The 16,900-nt window shown below is 37.1% G+C and carries 17 protein-coding genes; 12 read left to right on the forward strand and 5 right to left on the reverse strand.

The features are described from left to right. Nucleotides 1–138: 138 nt before the first annotated feature. Both PKC21_05450 and PKC21_05455 read left to right on the forward strand, forming a co-directional pair. Nucleotides 139–543, forward strand: coding sequence for a PilZ domain-containing protein (locus PKC21_05450; GenBank protein HMR24781.1), 405 nt, complete (start codon nucleotides 139–141; stop codon nucleotides 541–543). 27 nt (nucleotides 544–570) lie between these two features. Further along, nucleotides 571–981, forward strand: coding sequence for a PilZ domain-containing protein (locus PKC21_05455; GenBank protein HMR24782.1), 411 nt, complete (start codon nucleotides 571–573; stop codon nucleotides 979–981). A gap of 66 nt (nucleotides 982–1,047) precedes the next feature. Here PKC21_05455 and PKC21_05460 read toward each other — a convergent pair whose 3' ends face one another. Continuing rightward, nucleotides 1,048–1,509, reverse strand: a complete 462-nt coding sequence (locus tag PKC21_05460; protein ID HMR24783.1) for a peptidylprolyl isomerase — start codon at nucleotides 1,507–1,509, stop codon at nucleotides 1,048–1,050. Between the two features lie 218 nt (nucleotides 1,510–1,727). Here PKC21_05460 and tkt point away from each other — a divergent pair, with 218 nt between their 5' ends. Further along, nucleotides 1,728–3,704 carry a transketolase gene (gene tkt / locus PKC21_05465; GenBank protein ID HMR24784.1) on the forward strand — a complete coding sequence of 659 codons (1,977 nt, stop codon included), beginning with the start codon at nucleotides 1,728–1,730 and terminating at the stop codon, nucleotides 3,702–3,704. A 3-nt stretch (nucleotides 3,705–3,707) separates the two neighbouring features. Here the strand turns inward: tkt and ftsY are convergent, their stop codons facing one another. Beyond that, nucleotides 3,708–4,565: a signal recognition particle-docking protein FtsY gene (gene ftsY, locus PKC21_05470; GenBank protein HMR24785.1), complete on the reverse strand. Its 858-nt coding sequence runs from the start codon at nucleotides 4,563–4,565 to the stop codon at nucleotides 3,708–3,710. Nucleotides 4,566–4,692: 127 nt separating this feature from the next. Here ftsY and PKC21_05475 point away from each other — a divergent pair, with 127 nt between their 5' ends. From PKC21_05475 to PKC21_05490, 4 genes are all read left to right on the forward strand, one after another. Next, entirely contained in the window at nucleotides 4,693–4,923 is a 231-nt protein-coding gene (locus tag PKC21_05475; protein ID HMR24786.1) for a KH domain-containing protein, read from the forward strand. Between the two features lie 119 nt (nucleotides 4,924–5,042). After that, nucleotides 5,043–6,422: a hypothetical protein gene (locus PKC21_05480; GenBank protein HMR24787.1), complete on the forward strand. Its 1,380-nt coding sequence runs from the start codon at nucleotides 5,043–5,045 to the stop codon at nucleotides 6,420–6,422. Between the two features lie 53 nt (nucleotides 6,423–6,475). Next, a complete protein-coding gene (locus PKC21_05485) occupies nucleotides 6,476–6,865 on the forward strand; it encodes a hypothetical protein (GenBank protein HMR24788.1) in 390 nt (129 codons plus the stop codon). 64 nt (nucleotides 6,866–6,929) lie between these two features. Next, the gene (locus PKC21_05490; GenBank protein HMR24789.1) at nucleotides 6,930–7,454 is read left to right on the forward strand and encodes a hypothetical protein; all 525 of its coding nucleotides are present in this window, start codon (nucleotides 6,930–6,932) and stop codon (nucleotides 7,452–7,454) included. 47 nt (nucleotides 7,455–7,501) lie between these two features. Here PKC21_05490 and PKC21_05495 read toward each other — a convergent pair whose 3' ends face one another. Further along, nucleotides 7,502–7,948, reverse strand: a complete 447-nt coding sequence (locus PKC21_05495) for a single-stranded DNA-binding protein (GenBank protein HMR24790.1) — start codon at nucleotides 7,946–7,948, stop codon at nucleotides 7,502–7,504. Between the two features lie 250 nt (nucleotides 7,949–8,198). Between PKC21_05495 and PKC21_05500 the strand changes: the two genes are divergently transcribed. The 5 genes from PKC21_05500 to PKC21_05520 are packed head-to-tail and all read left to right on the forward strand — an operon-like array spanning nucleotide 8,199 to nucleotide 14,522. Beyond that, entirely contained in the window at nucleotides 8,199–10,445 is a 2,247-nt protein-coding gene (locus tag PKC21_05500; protein HMR24791.1) for a protein kinase, read from the forward strand. 6 nt (nucleotides 10,446–10,451) lie between these two features. Next, nucleotides 10,452–11,561: an alanine racemase gene (gene alr, locus PKC21_05505; GenBank protein ID HMR24792.1), complete on the forward strand. Its 1,110-nt coding sequence runs from the start codon at nucleotides 10,452–10,454 to the stop codon at nucleotides 11,559–11,561. Beyond that, nucleotides 11,558–12,379 (forward strand): ABC transporter permease, encoded by an 822-nt coding sequence (locus PKC21_05510; protein ID HMR24793.1) that lies wholly within the window; start codon nucleotides 11,558–11,560, stop codon nucleotides 12,377–12,379. The genes alr and PKC21_05510 overlap by 4 nt, the downstream gene beginning before the upstream one ends. A 17-nt stretch (nucleotides 12,380–12,396) precedes the next feature. Continuing rightward, the gene (locus tag PKC21_05515) at nucleotides 12,397–13,140 is read left to right on the forward strand and encodes an ABC transporter ATP-binding protein (protein HMR24794.1); all 744 of its coding nucleotides are present in this window, start codon (nucleotides 12,397–12,399) and stop codon (nucleotides 13,138–13,140) included. Continuing rightward, a complete protein-coding gene (locus PKC21_05520; GenBank protein ID HMR24795.1) occupies nucleotides 13,140–14,522 on the forward strand; it encodes an MlaD family protein in 1,383 nt (460 codons plus the stop codon). The genes PKC21_05515 and PKC21_05520 overlap by 1 nt, the downstream gene beginning before the upstream one ends. Here PKC21_05520 and PKC21_05525 read toward each other — a convergent pair whose 3' ends face one another. Continuing rightward, entirely contained in the window at nucleotides 14,523–15,308 is a 786-nt protein-coding gene (locus PKC21_05525) for a phospholipase A (GenBank protein HMR24796.1), read from the reverse strand. Beyond that, a complete protein-coding gene (locus PKC21_05530; protein ID HMR24797.1) occupies nucleotides 15,292–16,794 on the reverse strand; it encodes a carboxypeptidase M32 in 1,503 nt (500 codons plus the stop codon). Before PKC21_05530 ends, PKC21_05525 begins: the two co-directional genes overlap by 17 nt. Between the last annotated feature and the right edge of the window lie 106 nt (nucleotides 16,795–16,900).

The raw sequence follows: 16,900 nt of genomic DNA on the forward strand, positions 1-16,900 counted from the left end.
ACAAATAATGCAATGTGTTATATTTATTGTGCGGATATTGATTGTTATTATTTTTTTAAACGTGAAAATCTCATTTAAAAAAATAGCCGCAGTTAATTTTATCTTGTATTTTTAACCATTTAATAATAGGAAAAGCATATGGCATCATTTAAAGAACAACTGTCTGCAGATAAATTTGAAAAACGCCGCATCCCAAGATTTCCAGTTCAACTTCCTGCTCAAATTGGAAAAGAAGCAGATTTGTCCTCTATTTGTACTGATTTAAGCTCGCAAGGTCTTGCAATGGAAACTTCTTTAGACATCTATGTGGGACAACGTGTTTCTGTTAAAGTCTTTATTGCCCATAACCAACTCCCTCTACAAATGCTGGGTCAAGTGGTTTGGAAACATGATAGTGATGCTATTGACACATCTTCAAAGCCTGTTTATGAAATAGGTATTAGATTTGTTAAGCCAATGCCCAATCCATGGAAACTTCCACATGATCCCGGCTCTTTTGCCGATTCACCTGAAGATTTCTTTGGCGAAGAAATTTCCTTTTAATTAAGTTATTTTTTTTTTGGAGGCTTTATGGCTCTAACAGTTCAAAACAATGCGCGTCAAAACTTAAGGCTAAAGTACAGCTCTGCTTTACATTTCACCAAACATCCAGACATTACTGCTCAGGAACAGGGTGGGCAGCTTTTCCAAGCACAAACTAAAAACTTTTCTGCACACGGCCTACAAATTGTATGCGCCAATAGCTTGGTCCCTGGCCAAAAATTAAAAATTTATCTCAATTTAGAACCCTATGGCATTATTCCAGTAGATGTCGTAGTTAAGTGGACCCGCATTGAAACATCTCCAGATGCAAGTCCTTATTGGTTGCGCTGCGGTTTATATATTGATTATAGCCGTGGTTTTGAATCAAAAAAGACCATTTTTTCTTACTTAAAAGAGCGCTTCTTACAAGCTAAAATTATGCTGCATGCCTATGCCTAATTACTTACAATGATATAAATAATATAAAAGAGGAATTACTTCCTCTTTATATATTATTATTGGTTGCTATTTAATGATGATATTTTTGATTTCAATTTTTTCTAAGGGGTTATCACGCGCGTCGCGCTCGGCTGCTACAATTTTATCTACTACATCCATACCACTGGTTACTCTACCAAATGCAGTGTATTGCCCATCTAAATGAGGAGCATTGTCCGTCATGATAAAAAACTGACTGCCCGCGCTATCGGGGTCAGAGCTTCTGGCCATTGAAAGAATACCTCTAAGATGCTTGGTATCATTGAATTCAGCATCAATGCTGTAGCCTGGACCACCTGTACCATGCTTACTCCTATCATCGGATTTACTATTTGGGTCACCGCCTTGAATCATAAAACCAGGGATCACTCGATGAAAACGGGTTCCATCATAAAAATCATCCTGAGCCAGCTTAATAAAATTTTTAACATGTTTAGGGGCTTTATCAGGGAAAAACTCCAACTCTATATTTCCCATACTTGTTTCCATGATCGCTTTTGAATGTTCAGACACCGCTTTACCCTTTCCTTTTTTTTCACATCCAATCAATAGCAGCAAGCTGAATATCAAACTGAATGTCCATAGTTGTTTCAATCTCATGCATGACAACTTAGCCAAAGCCAGAGCATTTGCCAAGCAAAAGCTACTTTATGAGCTGAGTAATAATATTGATCGACATCTTTTTACCTTTGCATTAAAGAGTCTGTATGGACAAAGCTATAGATATTGATCAATTGTGTGTGAATACCATTAAATGTTTAAGCATTGATGCTGTTGAAAAAGCTCAATCTGGTCACCCTGGCATGCCTATGGGAATGGCAGACTCTGCCTATGTTTTATGGAACAACTTTTTAAACTTTGATTCTTCTCAACCCAATTGGGAAGGCCGAGATCGTTTTATTCTATCTGCTGGTCATGGTTCCATGCTGCAATATGCTCTTTTACACTTATACGGTTACAAGCTTTCTATAGATGATATAAAGGAATTTAGGCAACTTGGAAGCCTCACCCCAGGACACCCTGAGTACAAACACACTGATGGCGTAGAAGTAACAACAGGCCCTTTAGGGCAAGGTTTTGCCAATGGTGTGGGTATGGCTCTTGCGGCCAAAATGCAAGCCAGTCAATTTAAACAAAGTCATTTAGAAAGCACCATCTATGGTATTGTCAGTGATGGCGATTTAATGGAAGGCATATCTTCTGAAGCCGCTTCATTGGCTGGGCACCTAGGTCTGGGTAATTTAAATTATATTTACGATAGCAACAGCATCAGTATTGATGGCTCTACCGACATTACCTTTAATGAAAACATTCGCATGCGTTTTGAAGCTCAAGGCTGGCATGTCCAAGAGATTGATGGGCACAATCACTCTGAAATTACTCTAGCCCTGGAACGAGCAAAGAAAGAGTCTCACAAACCTTCCTTGATTATTGCTAAAACCATCATTGCACATGGCGCCCCAACCAAACAAGGAACCAGTGGCTCACATGGTGCTCCTTTAGGTAAAGAAGAAATAACTGCGTTTAAACAACTGATTAACTGGGATTACCCAGAATTTACCGTACCTGATGCAGTTTATAAGCACTGTCAAGATGCTGTTAAACAAAAACAAAATGCAAAAAACAAATGGCTTGAACAGCATGCAGCATTCAAAGCTTCTGATCCTATGGGTTATGAAAACTATCAAAACTTTAATCAAAAGAAATTTAAAGCTATTCATGATGAAATTAAAAAAGACACTGATGCTACCCGTAGCATCAATGGCCAAATTCTCCAATACTTAGGAAAAACTGTTCCTAATCTATGTGCTGGCTCAGCTGACCTTGCTGGTTCTACCAAAGCTATTTTTAAAGATAGTGATTATGTTAATAAAGAAGACTTTAGTGCTAGAAATATTGCCTTTGGTATTCGTGAGCATGCAATGGCGGCCATTGCCAATGGCATGGTTTTATACGGTGGTCATATCCCTGTCATTTCTACATTTCTGGTTTTTTCAGACTATCTTAAACCGTCTTTAAGACTCTCTGCCTTAAGTGGCCTACAAGTCATTTATGCCTTGACCCATGACAGTCTTCATGTGGGTGAAGATGGCCCAACTCACCAACCCATTGAACACATCAATGCCATGCGCTGTATTCCCAATGTCAATGTATACCGACCGGCCAACATTGAAGAATCGCAATGGGCCTGGGACAAAGCCTTGGCTGATAAAAACACACCCAGTGTGTTTTGTCTAAGCCGACAAAACTTACCCATGCAAGCTTCTTTGGCTGACTCAATTTCAGATCATGGGGCTTATATTTTTGCCCAACATAACAATCAAGCACTAGCAGAAGATAAACAGCTTATTATAGCCTCTAGCGGCTCAGAGTTACACTTGGCGCATGAAGTCTTTGAGGCCATTAAACAAGACTATAAAACCATTAAGCTCATATCCGTTCCATGTTTGGATCGTTTGCAAGCCTTAGAAAAGTCTGAACAAGAAAAACTGTTTGTACAAAATTGTCCAACCGTTGTGATTGAAGCGGCCAACGCTGACGCTTGGCACAAAACCATTGGCAGACCTAACTTGGTCATTGACATGCAAAGTTTTGGTGCCAGTGGTCCTGGGGAAGCCGTGGCCAAACATTTTGGTTTTGATAAACAGACTATTATTCAAAAAATTAAAGCTTGGAAAAACTAAAGCTTAATCAAACATGGCATCAATAAAGCTTTTGCTATCAAAGGCCTTAAGATCTTCCATACCCTCACCTGTTCCAACAAAACGAATGGGCAAATTCATGTTTAGTGCACTACAATAAATAGCGCCGCCTTTGGCACTGCCATCCATTTTTGTAGCAACAATCCCAGTTAGTTTTGTCGTTTGAGCAAAAGCCTGTGATTGTAAGACTGCATTCTGGCCAGTGGTACCATCCAAGACCAACAATGTTTCATGCGGTAGATGCTCACCCTGTTTTTTTAAAACCCTAATCATTTTTTCCAACTGTTGCATCAAGGGCTCTTTGGTGTGCATTCTACCGGCAGTATCTGCCAACATAATTCCATTTTTTTTCTGAGCATTGTCCCAGGCATCATACACAACGGACGCAGGGTCGGCTCCCATCCCTTGAGAAATTAAATCGACACTGGCTCGTTCTGACCAGAGTTTAATTTGATCAACCGCTCCTGCTCTGAAGGTATCTGCTGCAGCTAATGTGACGTGATATCCTAGGTTTTGCCAATAATGGGCAAGTCTACCCGCAGTTGTTGTTTTACCTACACCATTAATTCCCACCAACAGCACGCAAAAAGGTATACGAACTTGCATGGGCTGAGCATGTAGAGCTTCTATTTTTTTGTATAAAATGTCTTTAAGCCGGGGAATATACTCATCTGAATGATTGACTTTGCTGACTTTTAACTCTTGCAGTACAGTTTCTATAACATCGTAAGAAAAATCTGCTTGAAATAACAAAGCTTCAAACTGCTCTTCATCAAATGCAACTTTAGAAAAAACCTGTCTGATTTTTTGCTTCCATTGGCTGGCCTTTAGATTATCAAACATGCGCCAAGATATAAAACAGCCCAAGCATACAGGCAAGAAATACCCTATACTGAACCACGATTATTTCACAAAACCTTGCTACACTATTTTTATTTTTTAAAAACTCCCAATATGCTAGATTATAAACATGAAATCACTTTTACAAACAATTGTTCGTGCCATCGTAGATCAACCCGATGCTGTACACATTGAACAACACGATGGCTCCAATACCTGTATTTTGGAACTCTCCGTTCATAAAGACGATGTTGGCAAAGTCATTGGCAAAAAAGGAAGCAATGCCAATGCCATTCGGACATTGTTGGATGCTTGCGGCGGAAGAGATAAGAAAAAATACATCTTAGAAATCCTTGAGTAAGGATTTTTTTGTTTACCTGCCCCATTGGCTCCCTATAAATGCTATAGTACACATAAACACATTAATGTTTTCAGCTGCTTAGCTGGGCACAATTTTTGCTTTAATTTTAAGTGAACAGTATGCTTTATTTGTTTAAAATCAGAGACTTAATCTATAACTATATGCGCTTGATCGCTTTATCAACCGTATTTATTGTTTCATTGTTTTTACAGTCTTGTTTTGAAAACAATGAGTTTTTTATCAATTATGAAAGTACTCGCAATGTCCCTATGAATATTGTTTTGCCTTTAATTTATGAAGGCACAACCCCCATCAAAGCCGAAGAATTACAAAACCAAGAAAAATACTCACTGTTAGGTAACTGTAAATTAAACAGTGGCCAAGACAACACTCAATCACAAAAAAGTAACAACGATTCTTCAGAAAACAATGATAAAAAAGAAGAGTTAACCTTATCCAATGAACTTTCTGGAACCCCAATTCCTTTGTTTATTATGCCCAGTGAAGGCTATGAAAAAATTGCCAACAATAAAGTCAGACAATTGGTTTACATCATGCCTGAAGTTTTAGGTCCTGGTGAACATTATTGTTTAAGTGTTAAGCCAATGTACAAAGATACAAAAAACTTAAGTGAAGTCACCCAAACCTTTACCTTTGAATTTGACACTGTGGGTATAAAAACAAATCCTGAAACTGAGTATTCTGGGCCTCAATACTCTGACCCAGATTTTTTTGAACTGGGTTTCCCTATGACATTTACAGATAAAGATCAAAACAATGACTATCTGCTTCCCATTCATTTCCAAGCCTCACAAACTTTTTCTCCAATATTTAAGTTTGCCAAACAAGCCTTGCCGGATGATGCCTTTTGGGCAGATCCAAGAAAAATTCGCGACAGCATTCATGTCTGTGAAATTTTAAAAACCTCCGAGTTAACAAAAACCAACGATAATTTAAGACTTAATCAAAATCAAACTCCCGTATTCAATCAAACAACGGACTGTCAGCCGGTTGATGGCATACTCATTACCATGATTGAAGACTTACCTTACTCAGAAGATGGAAAGCACATTTTAACCAATTACGCTTACTTTAAACTATCTGGAGGAGCTTTAAAGCTCAATACACCCTACCAAATAAAAGTTTTGTACCCTTTTGGTGATAGCAAAGAAAATATTTCTCATAGTAATCAAATTCATAGTTTTATGTTGGTTGATGATGAGCTTATTATTTCAGCCATTGCACCCAAGATAGAAAAGAATGAAGAAGACCTAAGCTCTCCAGAAAGTGAACAAGAAACAGAAGGTTCTGAGAATGATCAAGAGCAAGAGACAAGCGACGAAGAAACAGCCTCAGAAGAAACAACGGTTGAAAAAAAACCTTTGTTAAGTCCAAAAGATTTATTTGATCGTTTCAAACATGCGCATGGGCAAGTTCCTGGTGACAGCTATATAGAGATTCCTATTCGTTCGCTTACAGATAAGGAAACAAATAAATAAAAACAGCAAACTCTTTTTTGACCAACATATAAAAAGCATGCCATAGTCAACATATGTTAAAAAAAATGAGCTGCTTTTTTGTATTGGGATTTTTTTTATGGGGCTGCTCACCTTCCAATACAGAAAGTTTAGCTCAACAGAATAGCCGTTTTAATCAGCAATTGGTCTGGAACGACATTAAAACTCTACAAGTTTTTTTCAAAAAAGATCAACAGGCTCAACTGACCATGCATTTAAACCAGTACCTTCAAAATAATAAAATCATTGATGTCTCCACACTGAGTATGGAAAAAAATACCGATAAAAACACTGCCAGTATCACCCTTACTGTTCAATGGCATGGAATAAATGATGTTACAATTCAACAAGGTCTTTGGCAAGCTCAATGGGAATACATCAGTTCAAGAAAAAACTGGTTTATCTATGATTTAAAGAAACTCTAGAAAACTTTCACGACAACATTTCTTTTGACAAAACTCATAATCTTTGAAAAACGGCTTCCCCACTATGTGGGGAAAATTTTTATTTATTGTAAGCTTTTTATTGTTGTTTCTTAAAATTGTGTTTGCTCAAAATCCTGGGGCCCCCGTTTACAATGGACAATACAACAACGAATCCGACTACATTCTTGAACAGCAAAACAACTATGCTTCTCAACATATAGAACAAGAAAGTGACAAACTATTAAACTTTTTTCAAGGCCATGTAAGCCATATCAATTGGGTGGAGGTTCCAAATGGCACTGTTTCTTGGGAACCCTATCAAAAATATTTAGCCCTTGTTCTTTTACAAAAAAAATTCAGTGATCTAAAAGCTCGTTATGCCCCTAATGATGAACCAACAGATGCATGGTTAGAAATTCTTAATGCCTCAAACCAGATCAATGTTTACTTTGGTAGCCCTGAACAATATCCAAATTTTATTGCCAAAAAAAATAAATACATAAATTATTACAACACTTTTTTTGAACAATTAAAACAGCAATACCGCGACTTGAACATTAACCCCTATCAATTCATACGCGACCACTAAAATAAAAAGGGGCAATAGACTTTGCCCCCTGAAAAAGTATGGATTGTTTAAAACGGAATATCATCCTCAACATCATTTGGATTTGCACCCATTGGCATATCTGATGGAGGAGGAAGGTCTGGCGGCAATTGAGTGCTGCTCTGCATGCCTCCCTCTGCGACTGGAGATAAAAACTGCATTGTATTGCCAACAATTTCAGTTGTATAGCGTTTTTGGCCGTTTTGATCTTCCCAAGAACGGGTTTGCAAGCGTCCTTCAATATAAACTTGTTTGCCTTTGCTTAAATATTGACTAGCCAATTCAGCAAGCTTGGACCAAAGCACAACTCTATGCCACTCAGTTTTTTCTTCTTTTTGACCATCCTTGTTTTTCCAATATTCATTGGTAGCCACACTTAAATTAGCAACCGCAGCACCTGTTTGTGTGTACTTTACTTCCGGATCAGCCCCAAGGCGACCAATCAAAATTACTTTATTAACACTTCCTCCAGCCATAACTATCTATTCCTTTCGTCTATATAACTATTAATAAGTATGTATCAGATTATAATTGATCTGAAAATACCCATAAAAAATATGCATAAACAGAGCCAACCCTACGCCTTAAATCCTCCTGTAAGCAACCCTATGGGTTGCTACAAGACAGCGCTTTAAAGCATAGCCTTACCTTTATTGAACTTGCTTGTAAATCATTTGTTGGCTTTCATTTACAAGCACCTGATATATCTGCTAATAATACAGTGCCATGCTTAAATTTTTTCATCCAAAATATAAGCACATTGAAAAGCTTTTAAAAAATCAACAGTTTTTAGAAGCTGGAGAAGCCTATATGGAACTCAATATGCCCAAAAAAGCCATTTTAGCTTTTAAACAAGGGCAACATTTAGAGAAACTAGCGCAAGCTTACCTCAAAAACAATCAATGGCTTGAGGCCGCACAAATATATTTGCAAAAGGATCTACCTATCAAAGCCGCTGATATATTTTTTGAAAATGGTGATTTTGAACAAGCCGAAAAAATTTATCGTAATAATAAACAATTAAAACTATTGGGAGAACGGTTTTTTTCTATCGAATCCTATGAACAAGCTGCTAAAGCTTTTTTAGATGGTAAACATTATGAACAAGCTGCTAAAGCTTTGTTAAAAGCGGATAAACTGTACGAAGCCAGTGTTTCTTTACAAAAAGCCTATGCTTATTGGCAAAAAAAACCCAATAACCCCAATAATTTAGAAAAACTAAAAAAAATAGGTCTCAATCTTGCTAACCTTTTAAAGCTCACTCAACAATATCAAAAAGCAGCCAAACTTTATATTGATCTAGACTACCAACAAGAAGCACTCATTTGTTTTAGTCAACTCAAAGACTATGATGCCGCTGCAAAACTATCTGAAATGATGCAAGATTACGACAATGCTGCCGTTTATTGGAAACTGGCAGGTAATCTTAGCAAGTATCAAAAATTTGATGCCGAACGTTTGGCCAAGCGTGGAAAACTTTTAGATGCAGCAAAAAAATTTTTAGCAGCCAATGAACTTTCACGTGCTGCCGATCTCTACTTGGAACTAAACGATGTTACCAAAGCAGCAAGTTTATATGAAAAAGCCAAACAATTAAGTTCCGCAGCCAACTGTTATAAACTACTTGGACGTTATGAAAAAGCGGCTCAGCTTTATGAACAAAGCCAAAACTTAAAAGAAGCCATTGCTTGTTACCAACTGACCCCACAGTTTGATAAAGAAATTTTTTTAAGAACACAGGTTGGAGATTATCTAGGTATTGCTAAACGTTATATTGACATGCAAGAGGTCAACAAAGCTTTAGATATTTTAGGGCAAATTACGCAAACCTCGCCACATTACCAAAAGTCTTTGCCCTTAAAAATGAAAGCTTATCTTTTAAGTGGTCAAAATGATTTAGCTGTTGACGTTTTAAAACAACGAGAACATTCATCCCATAAGCTTGAAAAAATCGACCTTGATAACTTAACCCGCTTAAGCCAAGAAAAGCAATATAAAAGCCTGATTCAAAATTACCTTAACAATAATATAAATAAAAAATCAATTGAAGAAAGCTTGGTAAGTCGCGCCAAAAAACTACAGAATGCTTTAGAATCAAGCAATGTTGATCAACTACCACAAAATGAAATGCCAAGTTTAGAAATTATGATCAATCAGTATCCCGCCCATCCATCTGTTCATCCCAATGTTGTTCGTTATCAAAAAGTGCAGGAAATTGGACGCGGAGGCATGGGTTTAATTTACAAAGCAACTGATTCAGTTTTAGGAAGAACCGTGGCTTTAAAAATATTATCTCCTCACTTTAAAACCAATCAAAAAAGTATTGATACATTTTTTAGAGAAGCCAAATCCGCAGCATTACTCAACCACCCCAATATTGTCACTGTCTATGATTTTGGTCTTCAAAATGGCGAGTATTATATTGCCATGGAGTTTGTTGAAGGAAAAACCCTTAAAGACTCTATAAGAGAGTCTAAAAGCGTAGACATTAAAAAAAGTATCAAGTTATTTAAACAAATGCTTGATGCCCTTGCATATGCTCATACACAAGGAATTGTTCATCGAGATTTAAGCAGTACAAATATTATGTTATCCAAACATCAACGAATTAAAGTCATGGATTTTGGTTTGGCCAAGCTGGTGAAAGACTTACTCAATGAGCAATCGATCATTGGTGGCACACCTTCTTTCATGTCTCCAGAACAAACCTTAGGTGATCCTATTGATCACAGAACTGATATTTATTCTCTGGGTATATTGCTCTATGAAATGTTAACCTTACAACTTCCCTTTAATAAAGGAGATTTAGGTTATCACCACTTACACACACCGGCACCAAAAGCTTCAGAAAGAAATAAAACAATTTCTGCAGCCCTTGATCAGTTTATTTTAACATGCATGGAAAAGAAACAGGAAAACCGATTTCAAACCATTGCTCAAATGCAGGATTACTTAAGCGACATTAACTTATAAACTATTATGCGTACAAGAGCTCTCATTAACATCAAACAACTCAAACAAAACTACCTTGCCTTAAGTCAAATGCGAGAACCCGCACACACCATTATGCCAGTAATTAAAGCTCACGCCTACGGCCATGATGCATTGATAGTAGCAAAAGCTCTGGATAAACTTAATCCAGTTGCTTTTGGGGTTGCTGACCTCAACGAAGCACTTGAAATTGGTCACCTCAAACTCAAAACACCCTGCTTTAACTTTGGCTATATTGATCCCTTACTACTACATGAAAGTATTCAACAAAAAGTTATTCTAAGTCTATTTTGTTTAGAAGACATTGCTTATCTTGGAACAATTTCTGCACAACTTAAAGCTCAGTTGCGTTTGCATATTAAGGTTGATACCGGCATGAATCGCATTGGCTTTAAAAAAAACCAATGGTCAGCAGTGATTGAACTCATTGATCAACATGACCTTAAACATGCGATTCAAGGTATTTTTACGCATTTATCAGATAGCAACCAGCTTAACTTTGAACATAGTCAGCGTCAGTTAGATCAGTTTTCTCAAGCAAAAATCTTCTTTGAGCAAGCGCTTAATAAAAAACTCACAACTCACTGCGCCAGCAGCTCGCCAGTTCAACATTTATCATCGTTGATCTCATCATTTGATTGGATTAGGCCCGGAATTGCTTTGTATGGCTACCCTTATCAACAAAATCCAAATATAAAACCGATTTTAACTTGGAAAGCTAAAATCATTCAAATCAAAGATGTAGCTGTTGGAGAAAGTATTGGCTATAATCAAAGCTACATTGCAGCAAAACCTATGCGAATTGGCATTATCAGTGTTGGTTATGGCGATGGTTTTTTTAAAGAATATCACAATCACACCTTATATTATAAGAACGAACCTTGCCCTATTGTGGGCGATATATGTATGGATATGTGTATGATAGATTTAAGTAACATTAAAGAGGCCCTACTTGGGGATGAGGTCTTTTTGATTTCAGAAAAAAAATGCAATGATACCTTGCATTTAAGTCAACAAACAAATAAAAGCGTATACGAAATACTTACCTCAATTGGTAAAAGAGTGGTAAGAGAAGCTACATCAGATAAAAAATCATGAATGCATCAGAAAAACATAACTCTATTCTACATCGCTTTGTGGCATTTTTTGGCCAGCAGGTAAAACTCTTTTTAAGCTATTTTATTGTTCCCCTTTCTCAAACAGGAGCAATGTGTTTGCTATTTTATAAATCCATCAATTATTTATTTAAACCGCCCATTCGTTGGCGTGAGTTGATGAATCAAATGAAATTTGTGGGTGTAAACTCTCTGTTTATTGTGGTATTGACCGGTGCTTTTACTGGAATGGTGTTTGCCTTGCAAAGTGGCCGTTCATTTGCATATTTTGGGGCAGAATCCTTAACAGGTTCTGTTGTTGCGTTAACGCTTTCACGTGAAATTGCTCCAACATTGACTGCTTTAATGGTCACAGCTCGTGCTGGCTCAGCAATGGCCGCACAATTGGGTACAATGCAAGTCACCCAGCAAATTGATGCTTTAAGAGCAATGGCTGTTAGCCCTATTGACTATTTAATTGCCCCAAGACTCGCGGCTTCTATTATTGTCATGCCGTTTTTAACCTCTATTTTTAACTTTGTAGGTTTAGCAGGGGCCTATGTTGTTGGAATCTATTTGCTTGGCATTGACGAAGGTAGCTTTGTTGAGAAAATTCGTTATTACACGGATGTACCGGACTATGTTCAAGGTTTGTTTAAATCTATATTTTTTGGCTTAATAATGGCTATGGTTTGCTGTTATAAGGGAACTTCTGCTAAAAGAGGTGCGGCAGATGTTGGACAAAAAGTGACTGAAGCTGTTGTCATTTCTTCTGTTGCTATTTTAGTGGCAGATTACTTTTTAACGGCTATCTTCTTCTAAAAAACACTGGCTCAATTATGATTTATTTTAAAAACGTAAATAAAGCATTTCAAACTCAGGTTGTTCTTAACAACCTCAATTTACACGTTAAAAAAGGAGAAATCACTGTCATCATGGGCCCCAGTGGTGTGGGAAAATCTGTTTCCCTAAAGCTCTTAATGGGCTTAATGAAGCCTGACTCAGGAGAAATCATTCTTGATGGACAAAATGTGTGTGAGCTTTCCGATGAAGAAATGAAAAAAATCCGAAAAAAGATTGGGATGCTCTTTCAAGACGCTGCTCTTTTTGACTATTTAAACGTCTATGAAAATGTCAGTTTCCCCATGTTAGAACACACCAAATTAAGCGAAGAAAAAATCAAAGTTCATGTTGAAGAAAAACTATCCGAGGTTGGTTTAACCGATATCAATGAGAAATTACCCAGTGAACTCTCTGGAGGTATGAGAAAACGCGTTGGTCTGGCTCGTGCACTTATGCTCAACCCAAAGGTTATTTTGTTTGATGAACCTACAACTGGCTTAGACCCTATTACAACTTCCCAAATAGGTGATTTGATTCTAAAAACACAGCGGAGTCGAAATGCCACTGTTCTTTTAATTAATCATGACTTAGCATTAACTTACAAAGTTGCCGATAAAGTCGCAATGCTTTATAACGGAGAAATTGTGGAATACTGTACCCCAAAAGAATTAAAAAAATCAGAACATCCTTTTGTTAAAAATTTCTTAGAAGCACATATCAATATGGAGAACTATAAATAATGAAAAATTTATCATCAGATTTTAGTGTTGGATTATTTGCACTGATTGCCCTGCTTGTTGTCATTTTTTTATCACTAGAAGTGAATGATAAAGGAACTTTAGGTGCTGGAGCCAAAACCTATTATGCCCACTTTGAATCCGTTTCAGGACTGGTTGATCGCACACCCGTAGAAATCGCTGGGATTATGGTTGGTTATGTAGAGTCTATTGAGCTTGATGGGAATAAAGCAAAAGTTACTCTAAAAATTCAACGTAAAATGAAAGTATACCAAGATGCCCAAGTTGCTATTAAAGATAGAGGTGTTTTAGGTGATAAATATCTTGCCTTAAGTCAAGGAACCCCTGAAACTGGTGAATTAAAAGGTAAAGGTTTTATTCAAAATACCACCTCAAAGAGTGACTTTGATGAACTGTCTTCTTCAGTCAAAGAAACAGCTCAGATTATCAAAGACCTGTTATCTTCTGATGAGCCCAAAGGGGCCTTAGGTGAAACCTTGGTTAATTTGCGCGACACAACTGCCCGCTTGAGTAAACTTATGGAAGCCAATCAAAATCAGATTAATTCTATTGTAGACAATATGGACTCTTTTTCAAAAGATTTGGCCTCTGTTATGCGCAGCAATAAGCAAGCCATTTCTGATACCTTAGCTTCTGTGCAAGATACTCTAGGAGAAGAGGGAGAGCTGACCCAAGCCCTGGCCTCTTTGAATAAAATTATGAGCAAAATTGAAAATGGAGAAGGAACTGTTGGAAAATTAGTCAGCGATGAAACCACCATCAATAAAATTAACGATACCATTGATGGGGTTAATGATACTATTGGTATGTTCAGGAAGATGCAATTGGGCATACGCTATAGAGCCGAGTTTTTACAATCAGACAAAGAAATACAAAATTTAGTTGCCATTGCCATTGCCCCAAGTCCTGATAAATATTTAATGTTTGAAGTTGTAGATTCCCCAGTGGGAGACATAAGAAGAAATACCACCACTGTGAGTTCCGGTGGAAATGTAATCAGTAGCACACAAACCGTAAACCAAAACGATCGCTTGGTATTTAACGTTCAACTAGCCAAGCGCTTATGGAATGCAACTTTTAGAGCTGGTGTATTTAGAAATACCGGCGGTATTGGCATGGATTTACATTTGCTTGAAAACCAACTGGTTTTATCAACAGAACTTTTTAATGCTTCAAGGGAGAATGACGCGATCCAATTTAGAGCTTATGGCTCACTTTATCTTTACAAGCATCTGATGCTTACAGCTGGCATGGATGACATTTTATCTGAACAAGATAGACAAAATTTATTCTTTGGTGCAGGTGTTCGCTTTACGGACAGTGATTTAAAATCGTTCATCCCAGCTATGGGTGCAGCTTTTTAATTAACCACGTATTCCGAAACCTAAAGAAATAGATTGAGTAATTTGATTATAGCCTAAGAGTGTTTCGCCAAAACCGTGATAAGCATGAAACCATAACGATGTAATAGTTTTTTCATCAAGTTTTTTAAAAATGACTTTCCATGGAATATTAAAATTTGTCTCCACAGAGTACTTATCAAACTGAATCCCAGGGTAAACAGAAGCAGACCATTCAACATTATTGGGCCATCGATAGCCTAAATTAAGCTTTAAAGCCCCATAGTATTGCCGTAAATCAGGATTATTATCTTGATCCAGCAATAATGCCACTATGAACTTTGGTTCAAAATAGGCTCTTCCACTCTTAAAATAAAGCTTAAGATAAACGTAGTTCCAACCTCTTGAACTATCTTCACCTTTTCCATTTGATGAATGCAAAACGCCCAGCTGTAAAGCTTTTAATATTTTTTTACCCGCAATACCTTGAACATAGAAAAACTCTGGGCGATAGTTATGATCATAAAATGGGAATGAATAACTGGCAACATCCATGAATGAACGTTGGGTATACGCAAAGTAAAACGGGGACTCCAGAATTTTTAACTTAGCGCTTAGCTGAAACTTAAAAACTATATTTTTAGAATATGGGGAGTCTTCAGCCCCAATAAGTAAGAAGTTGTTTTCATGAATACTTAAAGGCGACCCGTCAATGCTTGAAGCTAAAAGTATAGAGCGTGTATCGATCCAAAAAAACAGTAGTAACTTAAAAACTATTAAAAAAAATCTAAGCTTAGTTTTGCCCGGCATATCTTTGTTTTAAGTGATTAATAAAATAATCTGCTGTTAAATTTTCACCTGTAACTGCAACAAGCAAATCTTTTTTTGACTTTAAAGATGCTTGTGTCCAAACCTTATCTTTTAGCCAACTTCTCACAGAATTAAATTTGCCTTGAGTAAACTCTTGTTCAATATTAGGTATCTCAGACTTTAAAGCATGGAAAAGTTGTGCTGCTGTCATGGCACCTAAAGTATAAGATGGAAAATAACCAAACCCACCACTGGGCCAATGAACATCTTGCATACAGCCATCCTTATAATTACCCTTGGTATCAACACCTAAGTAGCTTTGCATTTTTTCGTCCCATGCTGCCGGAATATCACTGGTTTTTAAGTCCCCTTCAATGATCTCCTGCTCAAGCTCAAAGCGTAAAATAACATGCAGAGGATACGTTAGTTCATCCGCGCTTACTCTAATAAAATCTGGTTGAACTCGACTGTACAATTTTACAATATTGTCCGTTGCCCAAAAAACATCTTGTTTTTGCCCTGCTCCTAAATACTTTTTAAATATTTGTGCCAAATATGCCAAGGTGTTAGGGTTCCTTGCCACTTGCATTTCAAAAAATAAACTTTGGCTCTCATGCATACTCATGCCCAAGGCTTTACCAACGGGTTGGCTATTCCAATCTTGAGGCAAATTTTGTTCATAACATGCATGACCTGTTTCATGAATAACTCCCATGACACTTTCTACAAAGTCAGATTCTTTGTACCTTGTGGTGATTCTTACATCACTGGGGACTCCACCGCAAAATGGATGGTGACTGACATCCAAACGACCATATTCAAAATCAAAACCAAAAACTTTCATCAACTCAAGACAAAGTTCTTTTTGATCATTTATTGCAAAGGTTCCATTGGGATGAATATAGGATTCATTTTTTTGTTTACCCATCACGGTTTGAATAAAATTTGGAAGAAAATTTTTCAACTCCGTAAAAATTTCTGTAGTTTGCTCAATGCTTTGACCTGGATCATATAAGTTAACCAAAGCTTGGTATGGTGTAGTATTCGTAATATCGGCTCTTATTTTTGCTTCTTCTTTACTGACTTGAATCACTTCATCCAATAATGGCTCAAAATCTTTCCAGTTATTCTCACCTCGCATTTGCTTCCAAGCTTGCTGACAATTAGATGTTGCTCTAATTTGATCATCAATAAGTTTTGGCGTTAAACAAGTTGCGTTCTCCCAAACTCTCTTTATTTCTCTAATATTGGCCTGTTGCCATAGATTAAGATCTTCTTGACTGGCTTGATCAATCCAATCTTTTACTCTTGGATCTGTCATTAACATATGACGGGCTTGTTGTAACTTTGAAATCGATTTTGCACGTTGCGTATGGCTTTTTGCCGGCATGTTGACTTGTTCATCCCATCCACATATTGATAGCGCATGGCCATAGGCCGATATTGTCTCAAAATGTTCGTGCAGTTTGTCATAAATTTTTGCCATATTTACCTCATACAATTCATGTATATACTATCGTAGCCCAAGTATCTTTATTCAAATTTTTTTTGATTATAGAAAAAACCATTTTAAGTGAAGTAAAATATTGCGT

It is taken from the genome of Oligoflexia bacterium (genome assembly GCA_035326705.1).
In the GTDB taxonomy this organism is placed as follows: domain Bacteria; phylum Bdellovibrionota_G; class JALEGL01; order JALEGL01; family JALEGL01; genus JALEGL01.